The organism is Lacticaseibacillus styriensis (genome assembly GCF_030770295.1).
Lineage (GTDB): Bacteria > Bacillota > Bacilli > Lactobacillales > Lactobacillaceae > Lacticaseibacillus > Lacticaseibacillus casei.
This window is the reverse complement of sequence record NZ_CP132483.1, coordinates 2,897,176-2,920,399: the sequence shown is the minus strand read 5'-3', so window position 1 is coordinate 2,920,399 and position 23,224 is coordinate 2,897,176. Positions and strand designations below refer to the sequence as shown.

The 23,224-nt window shown below is 48.5% G+C and carries 16 protein-coding genes and 1 other annotated feature; of the genes, 13 read left to right on the top strand and 3 right to left on the bottom strand.

The window, feature by feature from the left end; genetic code table 11:
• Positions 1 to 93: 93 nt before the first annotated feature.
• The 6 genes from LACSTY_RS13675 to LACSTY_RS13650 all read left to right on the top strand — a co-directional run bounded on the left by LACSTY_RS13675 (position 94) and on the right by LACSTY_RS13650 (position 9,598).
• Positions 94 to 2,481, top strand: coding sequence for a phosphoketolase family protein (locus LACSTY_RS13675; protein ID WP_087913046.1), 2,388 nt, complete (start codon positions 94 to 96; stop codon positions 2,479 to 2,481).
• Between the two features lie 346 nt (positions 2,482 to 2,827).
• Positions 2,828 to 3,667: a BglG family transcription antiterminator LicT gene (gene licT / locus LACSTY_RS13670; RefSeq protein ID WP_087913045.1), complete on the top strand. Its 840-nt coding sequence runs from the start codon at positions 2,828 to 2,830 to the stop codon at positions 3,665 to 3,667.
• A gap of 90 nt (positions 3,668 to 3,757) precedes the next feature.
• A complete protein-coding gene (locus LACSTY_RS13665; RefSeq protein ID WP_087913044.1) occupies positions 3,758 to 5,731 on the top strand; it encodes a beta-glucoside-specific PTS transporter subunit IIABC in 1,974 nt (657 codons plus the stop codon).
• A 6-nt stretch (positions 5,732 to 5,737) separates the two neighbouring features.
• Positions 5,738 to 7,183 (top strand): glycoside hydrolase family 1 protein, encoded by a 1,446-nt coding sequence (locus tag LACSTY_RS13660; RefSeq protein ID WP_269466790.1) that lies wholly within the window; start codon positions 5,738 to 5,740, stop codon positions 7,181 to 7,183.
• Between the two features lie 68 nt (positions 7,184 to 7,251).
• Positions 7,252 to 7,492, top strand: a binding site (T-box leader).
• 84 nt (positions 7,493 to 7,576) lie between these two features.
• On the top strand, positions 7,577 to 8,404 hold the full coding sequence (locus LACSTY_RS13655; RefSeq protein WP_087913042.1) for a transporter substrate-binding domain-containing protein: 828 nt from the start codon (positions 7,577 to 7,579) through the stop codon (positions 8,402 to 8,404).
• A 48-nt stretch (positions 8,405 to 8,452) separates the two neighbouring features.
• Positions 8,453 to 9,598, top strand: coding sequence for a trans-sulfuration enzyme family protein (locus tag LACSTY_RS13650; RefSeq protein ID WP_087913041.1), 1,146 nt, complete (start codon positions 8,453 to 8,455; stop codon positions 9,596 to 9,598).
• Positions 9,599 to 10,485: 887 nt separating this feature from the next.
• Here LACSTY_RS13650 and LACSTY_RS13645 read toward each other — a convergent pair.
• Together LACSTY_RS13645 and LACSTY_RS13640 are read right to left on the bottom strand one after the other, a co-directional pair.
• Positions 10,486 to 10,752, bottom strand: a complete 267-nt coding sequence (locus LACSTY_RS13645; RefSeq protein ID WP_087913040.1) for a hypothetical protein — start codon at positions 10,750 to 10,752, stop codon at positions 10,486 to 10,488.
• A gap of 48 nt (positions 10,753 to 10,800) precedes the next feature.
• Positions 10,801 to 15,399 (bottom strand): S8 family serine peptidase, encoded by a 4,599-nt coding sequence (locus LACSTY_RS13640; protein ID WP_087913039.1) that lies wholly within the window; start codon positions 15,397 to 15,399, stop codon positions 10,801 to 10,803.
• Positions 15,400 to 16,157: 758 nt separating this feature from the next.
• Between LACSTY_RS13640 and ulaG the strand changes: the two genes are divergently transcribed.
• The 7 genes from ulaG (at position 16,158) to LACSTY_RS13605 (ending at position 22,122) form a co-directional block, all read left to right on the top strand.
• Positions 16,158 to 17,228 carry an L-ascorbate 6-phosphate lactonase gene (ulaG, locus tag LACSTY_RS13635; RefSeq protein ID WP_087913038.1) on the top strand — a complete coding sequence of 357 codons (1,071 nt, stop codon included), beginning with the start codon at positions 16,158 to 16,160 and terminating at the stop codon, positions 17,226 to 17,228.
• Positions 17,229 to 17,251: 23 nt separating this feature from the next.
• On the top strand, positions 17,252 to 17,710 hold the full coding sequence (locus LACSTY_RS13630; RefSeq protein ID WP_087913037.1) for a PTS sugar transporter subunit IIA: 459 nt from the start codon (positions 17,252 to 17,254) through the stop codon (positions 17,708 to 17,710).
• A 19-nt stretch (positions 17,711 to 17,729) separates the two neighbouring features.
• On the top strand, positions 17,730 to 19,247 hold the full coding sequence (gene ulaA, locus LACSTY_RS13625; RefSeq protein WP_087913036.1) for a PTS ascorbate transporter subunit IIC: 1,518 nt from the start codon (positions 17,730 to 17,732) through the stop codon (positions 19,245 to 19,247).
• A 30-nt stretch (positions 19,248 to 19,277) separates the two neighbouring features.
• Entirely contained in the window at positions 19,278 to 19,571 is a 294-nt protein-coding gene (locus LACSTY_RS13620) for a PTS sugar transporter subunit IIB (RefSeq protein WP_047106941.1), read from the top strand.
• Positions 19,572 to 19,647: 76 nt separating this feature from the next.
• Positions 19,648 to 20,289, top strand: a complete 642-nt coding sequence (locus tag LACSTY_RS13615; protein ID WP_087913035.1) for a 3-keto-L-gulonate-6-phosphate decarboxylase UlaD — start codon at positions 19,648 to 19,650, stop codon at positions 20,287 to 20,289.
• Positions 20,290 to 20,318: 29 nt separating this feature from the next.
• Entirely contained in the window at positions 20,319 to 21,095 is a 777-nt protein-coding gene (locus tag LACSTY_RS13610; protein ID WP_162494873.1) for a DeoR/GlpR family DNA-binding transcription regulator, read from the top strand.
• Positions 21,096 to 21,234: 139 nt separating this feature from the next.
• Positions 21,235 to 22,122 (top strand): L-ribulose-5-phosphate 3-epimerase, encoded by an 888-nt coding sequence (locus LACSTY_RS13605; protein ID WP_087913034.1) that lies wholly within the window; start codon positions 21,235 to 21,237, stop codon positions 22,120 to 22,122.
• Between the two features lie 188 nt (positions 22,123 to 22,310).
• On the opposite strand, the gene LACSTY_RS13600 is transcribed toward LACSTY_RS13605, so the two are convergent.
• Positions 22,311 to 23,132 (bottom strand): Cof-type HAD-IIB family hydrolase, encoded by an 822-nt coding sequence (locus LACSTY_RS13600; RefSeq protein ID WP_049169336.1) that lies wholly within the window; start codon positions 23,130 to 23,132, stop codon positions 22,311 to 22,313.
• Between the last annotated feature and the right edge of the window lie 92 nt (positions 23,133 to 23,224).

Genomic DNA, 23,224 nt, shown 5'->3' with positions numbered 1-23,224 from the left:
AAAAATAATTTTGAAAGGGGTTTCAAAATTTTGGTTGTGTGGTATTATTGCTATGCAAACAAACGCAAAGTTTAGCAAAGGAGATTGCCAATTATGGACCAAACAATTGAAAAAACCACCGACTATTCGTCGAAAGACTATCTGGCTGAAGTCGATAAGTATTGGCGGGCGGCTAACTATCTGTCGGTCGGTCAGCTTTACTTGAAAGACAACCCGCTGTTAAAGCGGCCATTGCAGGCGTCAGATGTTAAAGTGCACCCAATCGGCCACTGGGGAACGATTTCGGGTCAAAACTTTATTTACGCCCATTTGAATCGGGTCATTAACAAGTACAATCTGAACATGTTTTACATTGAAGGTCCGGGTCATGGCGGCCAAGTGATGGTCTCTAACTCCTATTTGGATGGCAGTTATTCTGAACTGTATCCAAAGATTGAACAGAACGCGCAGGGCTTACAACGGCTCTTCAAACAGTTTTCATTCCCTGGCGGCGTTGCGTCACATGCCGATCCAAAGACACCGGGCTCCATTCACGAAGGCGGCGAGCTGGGTTACTCTATCCTTCATGGAGCCGGCGCGGTGCTGGACAATCCAGGCTTGATTGCGGCGGTTGTCGTAGGTGATGGCGAGTCGGAAACTGGTCCGTTGGCAACCTCTTGGCAAGTCAATAAGTTTCTCAATCCAGTAACCGATGGAACGGTGCTGCCGATCTTGAACCTGAATGGTTTCAAGATTGCCAACCCAACCGTTTTGTCGCGTGAATCCCATGAAGAGTTGGAAGATTACTTCAAAGGCTTGGGTTGGGATCCGCATTTTGTCGAAGGCAAAGATCCGGCCAAGATGCATGTGCTTATGGCAGCCGAAATGGACAAGATCATCGAAGAGATCCAGGCGATTCGGAAGAACGCTAAGGACAACGATGATGAAAGTCGTCCGGCGTGGCCAATGCTGGTCTTCCGCGCCCCTAAAGGCTGGACCGGTCCGAAAGAATGGGACGGCGAACCGATCGAAGGTTCCTTCCGTGCGCATCAGATCCCTATTCCGGTGGACCAAGGCGATATGCAACATGCCGATCAACTCGTCGACTGGTTGAAGTCCTACCACCCGGAAGAACTGTTTAATGACGATGGCACCCTGAAAGCTGACATTAAGGCGATTATTCCTAAGGGTGACAAACGTATGGCGATGAATCCGGTGACGAATGGTGGTCAGCTGGCCAAGCATCTGGAGAAGCCAAACCCATCTGATTACGCCTTGGATAACAAGGATCATGGCGCCATCGAAGGTCAAGACATGATGGTGCTCGGCGCCTACATTCGTGACCTGATCAAGCTCAATGATAAGAACAAGAATTTCCGCGGCTTTGGACCGGATGAAACCTTGTCCAATCGGTTGAATAAAGTCTTTGAAGCCACGAAACGGCAATGGATGGAACCAACCGACCCGCCATATGATGCCCTGTTGGCGTCACATGGCCGAATCATTGATTCAATGCTTTCCGAACACATGGACGAAGGTATGTTAGAGGCTTATACCCTGACCGGCCGTTATGGCTTCTTTGCCAGCTACGAATCCTTCCTGCGCGTGGTTGATTCCATGCTCACCCAGCACTTCAAGTGGTTACGCAATGCCCATGAAGAAGCTGACTGGCGTGCTGATGTGCCATCTTTGAACGTCATCGCTTCTTCCACGGCGTTCCAGCAGGATCACAACGGTTACTCCCATCAGGATCCTGGCGTCATCAACCACTTGGCGGAAAAGAAGACCAAGTACATCCGTGCTTATTTGCCTGCCGATGCCAACACATTGGTGCGGGTCTTCGACAAGGCCGTTGACTCCAAGCAACTGATTAACCTGATCGTTTCCAGCAAGCATCCGCGTCCGCAGTGGTTTACGGACACCGAAGCCAAGGATCTGGTTGAAAAAGGCCTCGGCATCATCGATTGGGCCAGCACCGACCAAGGCGCTGAGCCGGATCTGGTCATTGCGGCAGCCGGTTCGGAACCAACACTGGAAAGTCTGGCCGCCATCTCCATCCTGCACAAGGCCTTGCTGGATCTCAAGATTCGCTTCATCAATGTCGTTGATCTGCTTAAGCTGAAGAAAGACGATCCGCGTGGTTTGTCCGATGACGAATTCGATATGTACTTCACCAAAGACAAACCAGTCATCTTCGCTTATCACGGCTATGATGACCTGATCAAGGATATCTTCTTTGATCGCCATAACCACAACCTGCATGTTCACGGATATCGTGAAGAAGGCGACATCACGACCCCATTTGATATGCGGGTAAGGAACGACTTGGATCGCTTCCACTTAGTCAAGGAAGCTGTCCTGGATGTGCCGGACTTCACGGAAAAAGGCGCTCATCTGATGCAGGAAATGGATGATCTCCTGCAGAAGCACCACGACTTCATTCGTGAAGCCGGGACCGATCTGCCGGAAGTCGAAGAATGGCAATGGGAACCGTTGAAGTAAGTTTCTTCCTCCTTGGGAAATAGGGAAATATTCTAAACCACGTCCTCTTGTGTGAGGGGGCGTGTTTTATTTGAGAAAGAACTTTTGCGCGAACTTTTAAATATTTACCACATACTACCTGAAAAGCTTAGTTGACAAACCGCCAACAAAATGTAAAATATACTGTGTTGTTGCAATGTAATCGCTTTATGCGAGCATGTGTAACCCGTTTCAGATTTAACTTATAAGTTAATCGATTATTGATAAGGTGCGATCGTTAAGAGCATGACTTATCCTAATTAAAGGGTCTATTTGACCTTCGTTAGGGTAAGTCTTTTTATTAACATTAGCAGGGAGGAAGTCAGTCGTGATCATCGAACGTGTTTTGAATAACAATGCATGCCTATCTGAGAATCACGACGGTCTCCCAGTCTTGTTAATGGGTAAGGGTTTGTGTTTTGGTAAGCGAAAGGGCTCGCCAGTTGATATGGAATTGGTGGATAAAACTTTTATTCTTAAAGACCACAACACAATGAACCGGTTCACTGACTTGGCAATTGACGTTCCGATGGATGAGATCATGATTGCGGAGAAGGTCATCAATTACGCGAAAATCCGCACTGGTAAAAAGTATAGTGAATCGATTTACGTTAACTTGACGGATCATCTGCATAACACGATTAAGCAGGCCAAAGAAGGCATTCAGCTAAGCAATCCGCTAAAGTGGGATATTAAGCGGTTTTATCCGGACGAATATGCCGTCGGTCAAAAAGCAATTCAAATCGTCAATGATGAGATGGGAGTATCCTTGAAAGACGATGAGGCGGCGTTTATAGCCTTGCATTTTGTCAACGCGGACGTCTCCAATGGGGCTGAACAAAATCGCGCCTATGACGTGACCCAGATCATGAAGGAAGTTGAAGGCATTGTTAAGGACTTCTTCAATACCGAATTTGACGAGAATTCACTAGCTTATTACCGGTTTATTACCCATTTGAAGTTTTTCGCGCAACGTCTGTTGGAAGGACAACATTATGAAGATGATGATTTAGATCTCCTCGAAACCATCAAGCGTCGTTATCCTCGTCCTTACGCCTGCTGCAAGCAGATTCAAGCCTATATTCAGAAAAAGTATCAATTTAAGGTGACGGATACTGAAATGATGTACATGACAGTCCACATTAGTCGCCTAGTTAAAAATCTTTAGGGTGTTATCTTAGCAAAGAGCATGACCTAAATGAGTGAGAGGATCTTTCTCGCTTGTTTGGGTCTTTTTATATGGAAAGGAAGAACAAACATGGACTATTCTGAAACAGCTCGCTCGATTGTTAAAGCAGTCGGTGGCAAGCAAAACATTAAGTCGTTGACCCATTGTGTCACACGGCTACGATTCTATTTAAAGGACGAACAGAAGGCTTCAGATGCGACTGTTAAAGATATTGCCGGGGTCTTAGGTGTGAATCATCAGTCCGGTCAGTATCAAGTTATTATGGGCAACGGAGTCGGAACTTATTATGACAAGATTATGGCTTTAGGTGGTATTCAAGCAGCTGACGCTGATAACGTGGCTGATTCAGCCGAAGATGAAGCTAAGGGTCACACGAACCTGTTTGATACTTTCGCCAACTTTATTTCTTCGTGCATGTCGCCTTTGATTCCTGCTTTGATTGGTGGGGGCATGATGAAGGTTATTGTCATTCTCCTTCCACTGCTTCATATGTTAAGTACCAGTAGTCAAACATATAAGATCCTCGCTATTTTTGGTGACGCTCCGTTTTACTTTTTACCCGTTATGCTTGCCTATACGGCTGCGAATTACTTCAAGGTCTCCCAGATCTTGGCAGTGGTAATTGCAGGCATCATGATCCATCCGAATTTCTTAGCGATGGTCAACGCGGCTAAACCGGTTCACTTCATCGGCATCCCGGTGACGCTATTCAATTATTCATCTTCAGTCATCCCGATCTTGATGATTGTGTGGGCTATGAAATATATCGAAGGTGGGCTCAAACGGATCATTCCAAATTCGATCAAGAGCATCGCGTTACCGTTGCTTGAAATTTTTGTGATGGGTTTCTTAGCATTGATTGTCATTGGACCAATCGGATCATTTGCAGGTCAAGGTTTGTCTGCCGCAATTCTCTTCATTCAATCCAAAGTCGGTTGGTTAGCGATGGCTCTGATGGCGGCCTTTATGCCGTTGATCGTCATGACTGGTATGCACTGGGCTTTTGCGCCAATCTTCTTGGCCGCCTCGGTAGCCACACCGGACTCGTTAATTTTGCCCGCAATGTTGGCTGCTAATATTGGTCAAGGTGCAGCGAGTCTCGCCGTCGCCATTCGGACTAAGAACAAAAAGACCCGTCAGGTTGCTTCTGCCGCAAGCATCTCAGCTTTGTTGGCGGGTGTAACTGAACCTTCACTTTACGGGGTCACTTTAAAGTATCGTCGTCCTCTCTATGCTTCTATGATTGCGGGCGGCATTACCGGATTATTCATGGGCTTTGTCCACTTGAAGGCGTTTGCCTTTGCTGTCCCGTCCTTTGTGGCCTTACCGCAATTCATGAGTGACGGTCAAAACCAGAACTTCATGTTTGCTCTGATTGCCTTAGCGATGTCGTTTGTTTTGTCCTTTGTTTTAACGTTAGTGCTTGGCTGGGATGATGGATCAGCAACAACATCGGTAAAAGGACAAAAAATGAATCATGCGGCTAATGAACCGGCTTTAGCTCTTGCAGGTGTTGCTGATGTTGCAGGTGTTGATGACACTACCGCCCAGACTGCGACGGATTCCGAAACGGTCAGTTCAGGCGTGCGGGCCACCAAGCGGATTTACAGCCCTGTTCAGGGAGAATTGATCACGATGGCAAGTATTCCTGATGATACTTTCGCAAAAGGGATGTTAGGAAAAGGTTGCGGAATCATTCCCGAAGATGATCACTTCTATGCGCCCTTTGATGGAACAGTTGAATCAGTTTTTCCAACCAAACATGCCATTGGCTTAAAGAGCGACACTGGGATCGAGTTACTAATTCATATTGGCCTGGATACGGTTGATTTGAAAGGCAAACCATTTACTGCTCATGTCAGTCAAGGCGACCGCGTCAAGCAAGGGCAATTGTTAATGGATGCTGATCTGAAAGCAATCAAAGCGGCAGGATATGATATCACCACGCCGCTGGTTGTAACGAACTCCAAAGACTTTGTCGAAGTCACTGCAAGCGATAAGACTCAAGTTTCAACCCAAGACCCAGTTCTCTACGTCATTTAAGGAGGAATATCAATGACTCAATTTCCAAAAGGTTTTTTATGGGGCGGTGCCACCGCAGCTAATCAACTTGAAGGTGCATATAACGTTGATGGTAAAGGCTTATCTGTTGCTGATGTATTGCCTGGAGGTAAGGAACGTTTCGCAATCGTGAACGACCCGCACTTTGATTGGCGTATCCATGCTGATCAATATCGTTACCCTAACCACGAGGGCATCGATTATTACCACCATTACAAGGAAGACATTGCCTTGTTCGCGGAGATGGGCTTTAAATGCTACCGTTTCTCGATTGCGTGGAGTCGCATCTTCCCGAATGGAGATGAGGCAACGCCAAATGAAAAAGGGCTGGCATTTTATGATGACGTTATCGCGACCTGCCTGAGCTATGGTATTCAACCGGTCATTACCTTGTCTCACTATGAAATGCCGCTCCATCTAATTACCCAGTATGGTGGATGGAAGAATCGAAAACTGATTGATTTCTTTAAACATTACGCGGACATTGTCCTGACTCGTTATAGTGACCGGGTTCATTACTGGATGACTTTTAATGAGATCAATAGTGCCATGACAATGCCGATCATGGGTCAAGGTCTGGCACCAAGTAATGGCAGTCACGACAAGCAAAATATTTTCCAAGCTTGGCACAATCAATTTGTTGCCGGTGCTTATGCGGTTTCTAAAGCCCACGAATTGAACTCGGAAAATCAGATTGGTTGCATGTTGCTGTATGCCACCAGCTATGCTTTTGACAGTAATCCGAAGAACCAACTGGCGACTTTGAAACATAATCAGGCTTTCAATCAATTCTGTGGCGATGTGCAGGTGCGCGGTGAATATCCTGGATATTCGAGCCAATTAATGAAATCGTTTGGGTTCAACTGGTCAGATCTAGATATCACAGATGCGGATTTAGCATTGCTCAAGGCTAATCCGGTTGATTACATCGGTTTTAGCTACTATATGTCAACGGTCATCGATGTTGTTGACACGAATAAGCCTCAAGCTAATGGGAATCTCATTGGTGGTGTGGCTAATCCGTTTTTAAAGTCTAGTGATTGGGGATGGCAAATTGATCCCACTGGTCTACGGATTGCGTTAAACGAGCTCTACTACCGCTATCAAAAGCCTGTTTTTGTGGTTGAAAATGGCTTAGGGGCAGTTGATAAACCAGACCAGCATCATTTTGTTCAGGACGATTACCGGATTGATTATTTGCGTCAGCACATCCAGGCCATGGCTGGTGCGATTGATGACGGGGTTGACTTAATGGGATACACACCATGGGGATGCATTGATCTAGTCAGTGCAACCACCGGGCAAATGTCCAAGCGGTATGGATTCATTTACGTTGATCTCGATGATGATGGTCAAGGAAGCTTGAAGCGGTACAAGAAGGCATCTTTCGACTGGTATAAACAGGTCATTGCGACTAATGGTGAGAAGATGTAGTTAATATGACTCAGTCTACGGCATTCTGCTTGACAAACCCAAATTTGCGCGTAAGCTTGCAATTAAATTAATATTTCATGACAAGATGAGTAATCGTCTAACCGAAATACAGAGAATTGTCAGTTGGTGGAAGGCAATGTGAAGTTGGCGATGAATATGGTCTTGGTATTGTAGGTGTGATTGCGGTCGAACGTTGGTAAGACGGCAACGGAAACTTTCGTTAACAAGTAAGGATATTGATTTTGATGTATCCGGAGTGAGACATTTTGTCTAATCAAGGTGGTAACGCGGCTTATGGTCGTCCTTGTCGAGTGATCGGCAAGGATAACATAGGCCGCGTTTTTGTTTGGTTGATGATGATGTTGTTGCAAAGGGCTATAGGAGGAGATTTTCATGAAACGAACGCAGCGGGTGGTTCATCTTTTCATTGTTTTGGCGGGATTGTTTTTGCTTCTGGTTGGCTGCCAGAAGACCAGCAGTCAGCAAGCTTCCAGTAGCACGAGTAACGTTAAGCAGGAGCTTTTGGATCATAAGACGTTAACGGTGGGGCTTGAAGGAACTTATGCGCCGTTTTCGTATCGAAAGAATGGCGAACTTGCGGGTTTTGAAGTCGATCTGAGTCGTGATATTGCCAAGAAACTTGGGGTTAAAGTGAAGTTTGTGCCGACTAAATGGGATTCGCTGATTGCCGGCTTGGGGGCGAACAAGTTTGATGTCGTTTTGAACAACATCACCAAGACGCCGGAACGGGAGAAGGTCTATGATTTTTCGACGCCGTATATTTATTCGCGGTATGCGTTGATTACGCCCACGGCAAAAGCCAGCACGATTACAAAGTTGGCGGATATTAAGGGAAAGACGGTTGTGGAAGGAACCGGCACGAGTAATGAAGTCTTGGCCAAGAAGTTGGGCGCCGCTAAGATCCTTCCGTCAGGTGACTTTGCGACAACGTTGGGGTTATTGCGGCAGAATCGGGCGGACGCGACGATCAACTCCACTGCTGCTTGGTATTCGTTTGCTAAGAGCAATAGCACTAAAGGGTTGAAGTTCAGAGCAGTCCCCGATTCTCAGCAGAAGCCAGATGAAGTTTCGGCTTTGCTGACGAAGAAAACGCCTAAGCTTCGTAAAGCGATTAATCAGGTGATTCACGATTTACGCGCGGATGGCACGCTTAAGAAACTTTCTGAGAAGTATTTTGGCGGAGACGTTACGACCAAGTAGTCGCCGTTCTTGAATTTGATACCGTCTTTTATAGTCAGGAGGATTTCAATGACAGATTTTAATACCAAGCTTGTCCATGGCATACCCGTTGGCGATAACCGAACCGGGGCAGTGGTGCCGCCGATTTATCAAAGTACCACCTTTGCTTATCCGCAGGCAGACGCTAAGGTGCGCTGGGATTATACCAGAAGTGGTAATCCTACTCGCGAATACCTAGAAAAGGAAATTGCTTATCTGGAAGATGGCGATGCCGGGTTTGCGTTTTCAAGCGGGTTAGCGGCGATCTCAACCGTGTTTTCGATTTTTGACCGCGATGATCATATTATCATTGGCGATTCGGTTTACGGCGGGACTTATCGTCTGTTGAACGATTATTTTACCAAGCATGGCTTATCGTTCACGACGGTGGATACGCGTGACCTGGATGCGATTAAAGCGGCCATTCAGCCGAATACCCGCGCGATTTATTTTGAAACGCTGTCGAATCCGCTGCTAAAGGTGACCAGCGTTAAAAAAGTCAGCGCGCTGGCTAAGGAGCACGGCCTTTTGACGATTGTGGATAATACTTTTTTGACGCCTTATCTGCAGCAGCCGCTTAACTTGGGTGCGGATATCGTGATTCACAGTGCTACTAAATATTTAGGCGGCCATAGCGACGTTTTGGCAGGCTTGGTGGTGACCAAAACGCCGGCGTTGAGTCAACAAGTCGGCTATTTGCAGAATGCGTTGGGGCCAACGTTGGCGCCTGAAGCGGCTAACTTGGTGCGGCGCGGGATCGAAACCCTTAGTTTGCGCATGGATCGAGAGCAGCAAAATGCGCTGGCAATTGCCGAACACCTGGAGGCATCGCCGCTGGTTTCAAGCGTTCATTATCCTGGCTTGAAACAGGATCCAAATTATCAGATAGCGCAGGAAGAACTCAACGGAGCAGGAGGCGTCTTGTCCTTTGAATTGGCCGATAACGTTGATGCCGATCGCTTTGTGAATCACCTGAAATTATTTACATTGGCGGTTTCGCTAGGATCGGTGGCCAGTTTGGCAGAGTTGCCTTGGACGATGACCCACGCCGAGCTACCGGTTGCTGCACGCAAGGCAAGTGGGCTTTCGCCGCAACTTATTCGGTTGGCGATCGGTGTGGAGAGTGTGCGGGATCTTATTGAGGATCTTGATCAGGCGTTGGCACAGGTGGGGTGAGAACAGCAGTAGGCCTTTTGAGGGGGAAAATCCCGAATTGCAAAAATAATCTCTTTATCGTACAATTGATTTAGTCAAAGTTCGACGTTTCGTCATCAGACCGTGAGTGACTGCAAGCCTCACGGTGTTTTTATGTCTAAAAAAGCTTGCTTTGCATATGTGCGCCAACAAGAAAACGCTTCGAAATCTGCAAGAATTCCGAAGCGCCCTGTTTACTTGCTGAACAATGTCACTACTTCCGCTTATTGTAGTCGTTCAGCACTATGTCAAGCAAGATCAAGACAATGCCAACGATAAGCGGCGCCGTTACGGTTTGGTCAAAGTCCGACAATCTCGTCACCTCCAATCCGTCACCGGATTTGGGTTGTAGTGACTTTTTTAGCTTACGATAACTGGCCAAAAATGGTAGCGTTTTTTTAAAGTTGCTAAAAAACTCGAAAAATAGAATCAACTATGATATCATTCACTCATCGAGACCTAACTGGCAGGGCATGTGGGTTGATGGAAACTGTATGCTTATCGCTGATCATCTGATTAATATGTAGGCAACAAGAGTCATATTCCTACAATGAATGACGCGATAATCGGGCCAAAAAAAGTCACGCATGACAACACCTCCCCTTGAGGCGGTTACCGTTTATCCACAGCCTGTTTTGTTTCTAGAAGATAGTCGTCAACGTGTGTTTTGCGGGACGACTATTTTTTTGGATTAAAGTTGTTTGGCATTGTGAATCAGTAGCCAAAACGGGAACGTTGACTTGACGAGTAGCATCAAAAAAACAGGTGTTGAACCAGCACAAAATGCTTGCTGAAACAATACCTGTTTCTTTATATCTATTATCGTTATACCCAGGATTGTCAGACTGAGAACCCGCCATCACCCAAGTTCATGACCGGTGCTTCTCATGCAAAACCTCAAGCTGATACCCATGCTGTTTGAGAGCCTCCGCATAGTTGTCAGGCAATTGCTGATCGAAACGAAAACGGATGAGCGGCTTGAATTCACCTTTGTCTGTGCGGGTACCGAAGATGTGATCAGCGCCTGGTTCGCTAGGCACGCGTTCAACAACGGTTTGTTGCAGTTCGCCGCGTTGACGCGCCTGAATCAAGGCGGTTAAGAGCCGATCGAGATTCATAATGGTCACTGGCTGCACGTGCTCATCTCCCTTGATAATCAACCTATTGTTTAAGCTGATTTCAGTCTAGACGCGTTTCTTCCGGGATGCAAAGCCCATAAAACTAAAGATGCTGACGATGGCGAGACCGATGATAGCTAACGGGCTCTGGGATTCACCGGCTTGTGGCATGGTTTTGCCGGTTGCAGCTTGTTTGGTGGCGTTGGCTGTCGTGCCATTCTTGGCAGCAGGCGTCTTGGTTTGATTCTTAAGCTTGTTGTCGAGTGTCACCAGTTTTGGACTCTGCTGACCGTTGTTGCCGTTACCGCCGTTAGTACCAGTGCCGGTTGTTGGCGTCGTCGGTGTGCCGTTGCCGGTAGCCGGGGTTTGGCCGCTACCGTTTCCACCTTGAGTACCACCGTTGTTGCCTTGATTGCCACTATTACCGCCTTGGTTACCGGCGTTGCCACCAGTTCCTTGCTGATTCGAGTTGCCATTGCCTGAGTTGCCGGTACCCGAAGTGTTGCCATTATCACCAGGCGTTGGTGTTGGCGTTTTAACTTTAACGACATGGAAGACCTTGGTGACTTTATTGCCGACCATATCGACGGCTGTCACTGTGAAGTAGTTGTCGCCGTCTTTCAGCGTGTAGGTCTGGTTGAAGTCAGCGGCACCGTATGGGTTAGAAGTTGTCGATTGCGGATCGAGATGGTTGTTGAAGCCAGCCAGATTCTTTTGGTGGACAACGTTATCGCCGTTGGTGTAGAGCCGATAACCGTTGATGTTGTCATTGACCGTGCCGGAAACCGTGAATGTGTCACTGGTGGTCGTGATGTCGTAGTTGCCTTGGTCATCAACCTTCAATGTGTCGGCTTGCGGCAGGTCGAGTGTCGGGAAGATGGTGTCGAGGTAGATTTGCAGTTCGCCATAAGCGGTTTTCGTTGATTTCGAGCCATCCGTGGCTGGTTCGGTCAGCCGGTAGCCAACCGATTGCTGTTCGGCGGCTTTGAATGGCACGGTGAAGCTGAACTTGCCATCTGCGCCGATTGCAACGGTTTTAGCCGGTTCGGTGGCATCCGTGACAGTTAACGTTTTACCAGCCGGGTTGTCAACGTGGCCGGTAATAGTTAGCTGGCCGGTTTGCGCGTTGTAGATATCGGCGACTTGGTCAGCGCCAACCAGCGTGAAGGAATTGTCGTTGAATTTATCAAACTTCAGACCGGCAGTTGGCTGGGCGTGCGTCGTGATTTGGGAAAAGGCGCGGCCACCTAGTACTGGCGCACCACTGGTCTTGGTCGCGTTGGCCGCAGCCTTGGCATTATCTTGCAACGGAACGACAACGTGCACGTTCTTTTGACTGAAGTGGCCGTAGCCGGCCGTACCGTTAGCATCCAAAAAGACAATCATTTCATCGCCGTCTGCACGACCGGCTTCTTCATAAGTCCCGAAGTCTGCGGTCGGTGACAGGACGGTGCCGACAAAATCACCATACGGCGCAGATTCAGTCAAGTTGAAGGTGACAGTCCCGGTTTTGGTGTCGACCGTGCCTGGGAAGACTTTGCCGGTTTGCGCATCAGTGGCATAGACGATCCAGTCCACGCCAGCCGGTACCTGCGCGTATGCGGTAAAGCTGGTTTGGTCGGAAACCGCTTGAACGAAGCCTTCAGAACGCCAGAAGTTGTGCGGGCCATCGCCGACTTTCCAGGTGAATTGCGGAGCAACATCAGATGTTGGCGTGGTTGTATCGGTTTGATGTGTGCCAGCAGTTGCTTGTAGGCTGGCGCTGGTTTTATTACCGGCGACATCAGTTAACGTCAGGGTCAGGCTGCCGTCACTATTTTCCAGTGCGGCTTTTTGGGCGGCGGTTAATTCAAAGCTTAACGTGCCGTCGTTATTTTGGCCGTTGTTGTTTAAGTTGACGCCGTATGCCTTGTTACCGATTTTCAATGCCAAATCGCTGAACTTGGTGAAGCCAGCGCCTTGATCATCGTAATGAACGGAGACGCGGCCGTCTTGATAGCTTAGGCCGGTTAGCGTTGGCGCAACGGTGTCGACGGTGACCGGTAAGTCATAATCCTGATTCTGTTGGGCGCCTGTGTTGTATTGCTCGGTCACCAGCCGGTACGTATACTTGCCATCGGGTGCGGTGACATATTTGCCGGTGGCCTGATCGTAAACCTTGCCGTCCCAAGTGAAGGCGGTTGGATCAAGGCGCATGTCGGTACTTAAACCCAGATCGGAATTAAAACTGTTGCCGTTTTGCAAGTAGGACTTGGAGGTGTTGTTTTCCTTGTCCAGGACTCGAACAACGTGGCCTTGAGCATCGAGGATCTGGATAGTGACCGACTTCAGGTTTTGCTTAGAGAAGACGTATGGGAAAACCGTGTCGCTAGCGCCGTCGCCATTTGGTGAGAATGAGACTTTCTTGTTGTCGACGTACGTGGGTACCAGCGTCCATGTATACTTGCCAGTCGTGTCGGTATTAACCAAATTGCTCAGCGATGCGGCGTCGGTGACACCAAGCGGATTGTTGTTGTTATCCACCAGATAGCCACCATTGAAAATGGATTCACCGCTGTTGGCCGGTGCGTCAATGACCTGTTCATCAGTGAGATCACCATAGTAGCCGAGATACGGAACGCTGATCGTTTGCGCAGCGTCGGTTGCTTTAAAGGTGAGATAGCCTTCAACTAGTTGGTTGGCGGCAACGGAATCGTCGAGGGAGAGTTTGAAGGTGACTTGCTTGGTTTCGCCAGCCGCTAAAGTGAAGTTGGCGGTATCGGTGTTGACGGTTGCTCCGACAAGCGTTTCATCATGGACGGTGTTGCCGTTACTTGCATCGCGAACCTGGGTGAGTGGACCACCATTGGTATCAACCGTGTAGTTTTGTGCGGTTTTGCCATGGTTCGTCAGGGTCACGGTGAAGGTCGTGGTTTTGCCGATTTTACCGAGTGAAACCGAACCGGCGTCGTTGGTGCCTTCAGCACTAACGGTTAAATCGCCGGCTTTGGCGACATCGATTTGGCCAGCTCCTTGGCGCCGCGGGGAAATGTAGGTGTCCGGATAATTGACATCTTTCATCGGTTCCGCTGCGTTCATGAGGGCTAACTTGACGGCCTTGACGAGATCAGCGCCGGTTAAGTCAGGCTGGGTTGCTTTGATTTTTTGCATAACCAGCAACGCGGCACCAGCATTGAACGGGCCGGCCATGGACGTGCCGGATTCGACGGCATATGTTTGCGTGTTGGTGGTAGGGTCGATCGCGGTGGATGTGACGTTGTCGCCAGGCGCAGAAATGTCTGGTTTTAAGGTGTAATCAGCCATCGGACCCCAAGATGAAAAGCCGTCCATCTGGGAATCCGCGCCAGTTGTGCTGGTTTCTGCCGCGACTGTCATGGCCGATGCAGCAGCACCAGGGTCACCGATTGTTGAGTCGTTCTTAGGCGCATAGGCGGTGGAGATATCATTCGGCGTTTTAGAACCGATGATACTGCCGGCGATGGCGTTGTTACCCGCTGAAATCGAGACGAAAACGCCGTGCTCCGTGGCGTATTGCACCGCTGCTTGCTCTTCATCGGTTAAATCCTGTTCGGTAACACCGATGCCCAGTGACATTTGAATGGCATTGGCGCCGAGTGCCACCGCATCACGAATCGCCCGGGAAATGTCATTCGCATTTTCATCCGGGAATTCATCGATGACCTGCATGGCGAGAATCTGGGCTTCAGGCGCAACGCCTTTGACGTAAGTGGATGCTTTTTCTTTGCCAGTTGCGCCGTCTGCGGTGGTGCCGTTGGCGGCAATAATCCCGGCAACGTGTTCGCCGTGGGTGGAGCCGGCAACCGTGGTCCCAGTGTTCACACTGTCGTTGTTAACATAATCGTAGGCAAATGGAATTTTGCTGTTAACGTAGGTGCCATAGCCTAGTTTGGCGATGGCAGCTTCGGCCTGTTCTTTGGTGATGGCGGCGGTGCTGTCGTCACTGAGGCGTAAGTCGGCGTGCGGTTGCACCCCGGAGTCAATGACGGCTACGACCATGCCTTGGCCTTGGTAGCCTTCGTCCCATAGCCCTTTGACGTTGCCTTTGGTCAGGGTATCTTGGTTAGCTGGCCCGGGATCGGTTGTGGCAGCAGAACTGGCTTGGCTTTGATTGCCAGCTGTAGCCGTACTGGTTGCAGTCGCCGCGGCGCTTGCTTGGCTAGTAGCCGTTGTTGCTGTACTTGTTGCCGTTTGGCTGGCCGCGCTGCTGGCGTTTGTTTGCGTGGTTGTGCCAGACGCCGGTGCGGTTGTTTTTGCTGTCGCAGATGAGGCTTGCTGGGTTGTAGTTTGCGGCTGACTAGCATTGCTCTGCGTGTTTTGGGCAGGTGTTGCCTGTGTTTGAGCTGCGCTACTTTTGGCATTGTTTGCCGTTGTAGTTTGAGTCGCGTTGCTAGAAGCAGCGCTGGCTGTTGCCTGACTGGTCGTCGTTTGTGCGGCCGGCTGTGATTGTGCACTAGTTGACTGAGCCGTTTGACTCGTTTTTTCTGTCGGCGTCGTCGTTGTATCGGCGGCAACGGACTGGGTGGCGGTGCCGCCCAAGACAATCAAACTCGTACCAAAAGTAATGATCGCAGCAGTCATCCATTTGGAGCCTGCCTTATACATCTTGTAATGTCGCTTCATTTCGGTCGTCGAATTTTTATTCATGTACGCCCGTCCCCCTTAGATTTTGTATTAAGAAAAATGAGACTTAAAAGAAATGTCTAAAATACCCAAATTTTTCACATTTTAAAAACAATTTCTTCTCATTTATTCTTAATAGCAAAAAGCTTATTCCCTGAGGTGGCTTCTGTCAAGACATGGACGGGGTTTCAGCGGTGAAATCTGGCTCGATAATTTTGATTTCATTTTATAGTAGATTATTTAGCTTATATTGATAACGATTAATAGGAAAATTGTCTTGCTTATACGAAGACAAAAAGTTCGAGTTTGCCGTGTCGCAGTTGCATTTCTCGGGCTTTTTGGCGTGCAAAAAAAGATGTCGCGGCATTTTGTTAAGCATTCCTAAATCATGAATAAGAAACAAGACAGGTATTGCATTCTGTTGGTTAACGTGCAATTTTAAATGTAATTGTAGATTCTTGCCTTAATCGGTTTTATATTCCCTCAACGTGTGTTTGTCTGCTTGTGATAAATAATACAGACGGACTGAGGCGACGTCCTAACCAAGAAACCAGCAGGCCTTTGATATCAATTTGGTTATGCCGCAATAACCTTTATGCACTGAATTGCCGAAAATTATGATTCCATTCATAAAGTTTCACTGCTTAAATTTGGAAACGTGCATATAAAATTCATAAAGCGTCATATAATCCCGTAAACGTTCATATAGCAGTATTGTAAGCGCAACCACAAGACTTTACCATGAGAACCAGGGTCAGGGAAAGAAGCTAAGGAGGAACATCATGGTAAAGAAGACAATCAATAACGTCACCCGCGAAAAATGGATTCTGAGCACGTTTCCGGAATGGGGGACTTGGTTAAATGAGGAAATTGCGGCGAAACATGTGAAATCAGGCACATTCTCGATGTGGTGGCTGGGTTGCACGGGGATCTGGTTGAAAACTGCTGAAGACACGAACATTTTGGTTGACTTGTGGTGCGGCACAGGTAAGCAGACGCATGGCAGCGGCATGATGCGCAAAGGGCATCAGATGATGCGAATGAGTGGCGTGCAGCAGATGCAGCCAAACCTGCGTAATCAGCCGTTTGTGATTGATCCTTTTGCGATGAAGGATGTGGATGCCCTGTTTGTGAGCCATATTCATAGCGACCATTTGGACATCAATACTGCCGCGGCAGTGAACGCGAATTGCCCGAATGCTAAGTTTTACGGTCCGGAGAAAGTCTGCGAAATCTGGCAGGGATGGGGCGTTCCAGCCGAAAAAACCATCGTTGTCCGGCCTGGCGATGTCGTGACGATTGGCAAGACGAAGGTCAAAGTGTTGGAGGGTTTTGACCGGACAGCATTAATCACTGAGGATGATCCGAATGTGAAGCTAGTAGGCAAAATGCCGCAGGATATGAACCAAATTGCCGTTAACTATTTGTTTGAAACAACCGGCGGCAATCTCTATCATGCGGCAGACTCGCATTACTCTAACCTATTTGCCAAACATGGCAATGAAAATCACGTTGATGTTGCCTTGGGTGCTTATGGGGAGAACCCGCGCGGCATTACCGATAAAGTGACCTCGATTGATATTTTACGGATGGCTGAATCGTTGAAAACCAAAGTCGTGATTCCGGTTCACTATGACATCTGGACGAACTTCATGGCCGATCCAAAGGAAATTGAGGCTTTGTGGCAGATGCGGAAGGATCGTCTGCAGTATCAGTTCAAGCCATTTATCTGGCAGGTTGGCGGCGAATTTACGTTCCCGGACGACAAGGATCGAATGGAATTCATGTATGACCGTGGCTTCCATGATACGTTCTCGGTGCCAAACGATACGCCGTTTCCAGCATTCTTATAAATCATGTGAGGTGGGGTTTTAGCATGTTACTGAAAGACTTTTGGGAAAAGGATTTAGTTGATATTCGCCCGGAACCGGCAACCGATTGGCGAGATGCATTGCGTCAGGCAGCAAACAAGTTGATTGAACATCAGTATATTTTGCCGGGATATGTAAATGAGATCATCGGAAATGTTGAAAAGAATGGACCTTACATTGTGATTGTACCTGGTGTGGCAATGCCGCATGCCATGGCGGAAAGTACCAATGTTTTGGGGACGGCGATCGGGTTTGCAAAGTTCCCGGAACCTGTCATCTTCGACCCGGACGATCCGGAGAAACAAGCACAGCTGTTCTTTACATTAGCGGCAAAAGAACCGAACCAACATTTACAAAACATCGGTGATCTTTCTGACATGTTGATGACAGAAGGACTGATTGATCAACTATTGGCCGTCGAAAGCGTTGATGACTTCAAGGTGATCGTTGACGCAGAAAGTTGAAGGGGAAAGGTATCAATTCATGCAGCCATTTTTAGATTTTCTAGTCAGTGTATGGGACTACTTTGCGGCAAATATTCTAACGCAGCCGGCCTACATGATTGGGTTCATTGTCTTACTTGGGTACATTTTGGAACGCAAGCCGTTGTATGAATCAATCGCCGGTTTTCTCAAAGCGGTGATCGGTTACATGATCCTGATGGTCGGCTCAGGCGGCTTGGTCAATAGTTTTCGCCCGATTCTGACTGGCTTAAAAGATCGATTTAACTTAACTGCGACTGTCATTGATCCGTATTTTGGGCAAAATGCGGTGACGGAAGGCTTGGAAAAAACGTTTGGGCGAACTTTTGGCGATGTCATGCTGCTGTTGCTATTTGCCTTTGTCTTCAATATTTTACTGGTCCGCTTCCAAAAATGGACAAAATTGCGGGCGGTTTTCACTACCGGTAACGTTCAGGTGCAACAAGCTGCCACGGCCTTTTGGATTCTGCTCTTCTGTTTTCCGCAGATGGGACGGATTGAAGTGTTAGTGGTAATGGGCGTTGTGCTGGGGCTTTACTGGGCTGTCGGATCTAACATGACGGTGCGATATACCCAGGATTTGACCGATGGCGGCGGCTTTGCGGTTGCCCATCAGCAAATGTTTGGGATTGCATTCGTATCTTGGCTGGCCGATAAGTTCAAAGCACATGAAGTAAAGGCGCAGAAAAAAGCCCGCCGCTTAGAAGACATCGAATTACCGGGCTTTCTCAAGATTTTCAATGAAAACATGGTGGCGACTGGAATTCTGATGCTGTTCTTCTTTGGGATCATCATGTTGATTCTCGGACGCCCGTACTTCAATGGCGTCTTTGCCGCGACAAAAGGTGCTTCGGGATTGGCACCGAATGGCAGTTTTCTGTTTTACATTATGACGACATCGCTAGGCTTTGCCGTCAACCTGACAATTTTGCAGCTCGGGGTGCGGACGTTCGTTGGCGAACTGACGGAAAGTTTCACCGGCATTTCCGACCGGTTATTACCTGGTTCGGTTCCGGGCATCGACGTTGCAGCCACCTTTGCGTTTGGCGAACCCAATGCGGTGACCATTGGCTTTCTGTTTGGTGCACTGGGGCAGTTTTTGGCAATCGGGGCATTGTTGCTGTTCCATTCACCAACGATTATCATTGCCGGCTTTATCCCGCTTTTCTTTGATAATGCCGCATTCGGAGTTTTTGCCAACCGACGTGCCGGCGCCAAGGCAGCTATGATTCTGCCATTCTTGAGCGGTTTGATTCAGGTCTTTGGCGCAGCACTGATCGCCACGTGGATCGGATTGTCGAAGTTTGGCGGTTATCTGGGGATGTTCGACTGGGACACGGTATGGCCATTCTTCACCGTCTTAATGAAGTTCCTTGGCATTATCGGCATTGTTGCGGTTGTGATCATCTTGGTTATGATCCCGCAACTTGAATACCGGCATGATCCGAATAATTACTTCTTGATGGTAACCGACTATGAACAGTACAAAGAGAATATGACGAAGAAAAAAGCATCGTGACATGCTCACAGAACATTAGGAGGAGATTTGATGAATATCTTAGTATCGTGTGCCAATGGATCAGGGACCAGTTTGATGATGATGCGCAGTGTTCAAAAGGCCTTCAAACGGCTGAATATTCCTATTTCTAAAATCGAACATACTAACTTGGCAGAAGGTAAAAGTACTGCTAAACAATATGACATGGTGTTTACCACCACCAATTTTGTCGACATGTTTAAAGATGCCAAGGACAAAGGTGTGCAGGTGATCGGCGTTAAAAACGTGATGAGTGATAAAGAAGTCGAACAACGTGTCCGTGAAGAGACTGACCTTGTGGAGTAATGGTTGTAAATTTTGAGTGTATGGTGGCGGGTTTGCCACCAGGAATTTTCGGTTGGGCGTACAGGAGGAAAACATTTTGACGAAACCAAACTTACAGGTGGCGCTGGACAACAATACGTTAGCCAGTGCCTTGGCAGATGTTCGGGAAGTCGGTCCGCTGGTTGATATTGTGGAAGCGGGCACGATTTTGATCTTGCAGGAAGGAACGATCGCAGTGAAGGCATTGCGCGCTTTGTTCCCAGACAAAGTCGTGATTGCTGATACCAAGTGTGCCGACGCAGGCTCCACGGTTGCCAAGAACATGGCTGATGCCGGTGCGGACTGGATGACGTGCATCTGTTCCGCAACTATTCCGACCATTCAGGCGGCGCAAAAAGAAGTGGCCGACATTCAGATCGAACTCTATGGTCAGTGGACCAAGGAAGATGCCCAATCATGGCTAGACATTGGTGTCACCCAGGCGATTTATCACCAGAGCCGGGATGCTTTACTTTCCGGCGGTTCATGGGGTGCCGCGGATCTGGCCAAAGTGCAAATGCTGGTCGATATGGGCTTCCGAGTGTCAGTGACTGGCGGCTTGAGCGTTGGCACGTTAAAACTGTTTTCTGGTGTGAATGTTTATACGTTTATTGCCGGGCGAGCGATTACCCAGGCACCGGATCCCGCCAAGGCCGCAGCTGATTTTCAAGCGGAGATTGTCCGAATCTGGGGTAAATAAGCAACGTAGGGTTTGGTTATGGGGTGACAATGGTGAAAAATTCAATGGCGAATGTGCAAGCGCGCCGGGAGAAAGTTCTGGTCGTTGTGGATCAAGCCGAATCGGTGGCGGTTGAAGAATTGGCCCGCCAGTTTGATGTGTCGATCACAACGCTGCGCCGGGACCTAAAAGCGTTGTCGGATATGGGTCAGGTCAAGTGGCATCATGGGCTCGTTGAAAAAGCCAAACTGCCCACAACTGCCAATCATACCTCGCGTTCGGGCATCGAATTGCTAAAGGACACGATTGCAGAGACGGTACCAGGCTATATTGTCAAAAATAGCACCTTGTTTGTTAACTCAAGTTCGCTATGCTGGCGAGCGATTAATCAGTTGGCGACAATGCCGCTGACGATTATCACAAACAATATCCGGGCGACAGAATGTGTCCGTCACCCTGAAACATCAATTATCCTGACCGGTGGCGAAATCCGCTACCCCAAGGAATCACTGGTTGGCACCGTGGCCATTCAGATTCTTGAAACCATGCAATCGGATTTCACTTTAATCGGTTGTGATGGCATTAGTGAAGGCGGCGGTGTCACGACGCAAAATATTTTTGAAGCGCAGGTGAACACCACCATGATCGCCCGTACCAAGCAAAAGGTGATTTGCGTGGCGGATTACCGCAAAGTAGGCGTCACCAGCAATTACCATGTGGCCGATTTAACGGCGGTGGATGTGCTCATTACCGATAATTTTGCCAACGAGAAAACGGTTCGTGAACTGCGGCGTCACGGGATTGATGTGGTTCAAGTGATCAATTAACGCGATTAATGCGGGAACACGCGCTGGCGAAGGCCTGTCGCCTGGCCGATCCAGCCTGAAAAACTGGTTGAATGGGCAACGGACTCAGGAGGTCTCGCCAGTTTTTTGTTGCCAAAAATCGCGTCAAGGAGGGAAATTTTTGAACTCATTGGGAATTTATGAAAAGGCACTGCCTAAGACCGATTCTTGGTTGACACGATTGCAACTGGTGCGGGACTTGGGGTTTAACTTTTTAGAATTGTCGATTGATGAAAGCGATGAGCGGTTGGCGCGTCTAGATTGGACCAAGGACGAGCGGGCGGCTGTTCGCGATGCGTGTTGGCAGACCGGCGTGCGGATTCATACGCTGATGTTAAGCGGTCATCGGCGGTATCCGTTGGGCTCGGCCGATCCGGCAGTGCAGCAGAAAAGTTGTGACATGTTAGTTAAAGCGATTGATTTGGCCAGCGATCTGGGCATCCGCAACGTGCAGCTGGCCGGCTATGATGTTTACTACGAACCCAAAACGATCATGTCCCGCGAATGTTTTATTGAAAATCTGCAACGCGGCGTGGCGTACGCAGCGACTAAGGAAGTCACCCTTGCGATTGAGACGATGGACGATCCGTTTTTGAATTCGTTAACGAAAATCCAGGCACTCAAGGATCAAATTCATAGTCCTTGGTTACAGGCCTATCCCGATGTCGGCAATTTGTCAGCGTGGCCGGAAAACAATGTTGGCTGCGAACTGGAGCTGGGCATTGCCAATATTGCATCCGTTCATCTGAAAGATACTCAGGCCGTTACGGCAAATCATCCCGGCAAGTTTCGCGATGTGCCGTTTGGGGATGGGGTTGTCGACTTCGCCGGCTGCCTGCGCACCCTCAAGCGCCTTCATTACGGTGGCGCGTTCACGATTGAAATGTGGACTGAAAAAGCCGCCGATCCGATTAAGGAAGTGAAACAAGCGAAAGTGTTTTTTGATAAGCTATTTGCTCAAGTCGGCTTGACGCAGGAACCTGTGAGCGAGGCAAATGTGCGGTCTTAAAAAGGGGCTTACTTCGCTTTCCATAACGCGCTCACCGGCGCAGGAGCCTGCGTGTAAGGACCTTGGTCGCAATGGCAAAGGGCGCCATCACGCCCAAGGCCACTTACACTCCGGCTCCTAAGCGCGCCGGTTCACGCTCACATAAAAAGCAGCCGACCCAAGCTGCCGGCTGCCAACTCAATCTATTCTTATAACCGAATTGCAGTTGGGCTGATCTGGAAGTAATCGACTAAATAACTTGCGACCCCATCATCGTCATTGGACGGCACAGTAATGTCCGCAATTTTCTTAATCGACGGGATGGCATTGCCCATGGCGACACCGATGCCAGCGTATTCGATCATGTCCTTGTCGTTTTCTTCATCGCCAAAAGCGGCGAGCTGCTCACGCGGAATGCGGTAGAAGTTGAGTGCTGCTTTTAAGCCGTTCATCTTGTTGACGTTTTCCGGCATGATTTCTAGCAATGTTCGGCGTGAACGGGCGACGTTGAGATTCTTCAGCGATTTTGCAGCAGTTGCGGCGGCATCGACCATGTCAGGCTCACCGGCGATCACAACCTTGAAAATCGGCAACTTAGCCGGAACCTTATCAAAGGTCGTGTCTGTAAACGGCATCAGCTTAGGAATCAGCGTCTGATAACTCGATTTACCAAACTCGGTCAGTGAATAAACTTTATCTTCACCGACAATGTCCAGCTTGAAGCCATTTTCCTTAACCAGATCATACACCGGTTTGACTTGTTCCTTGGTCAAAGCCGTTTCTTTAATCACGGTATGTTCGCGAACCAGCCGAACCAAGCCGCCATTGAAGCAGACGCAGACATCGTCATTTTTGGTGACATGCAGTTCCTCCAAGAATGGTTTCAGCGTGGCAAACGGCCGGCCTGAGCAAAGAATAATGCGGATGCCTTTACGATTCAGGTAACGAAGTACGTCGCGATTCGTGACGCTGAGTTCCTTCTTGCTGTTAAGTAACGTGTTATCCATATCAAGTGCGATGGCTTTAAGCATAATTAACTCCCTTTCCAACTTTACGTGGTTAATGCTTATTATATCAGAGTTTCCCAATGTAAAAACGTTTTCAGAACGAACCGAGCCAAAAT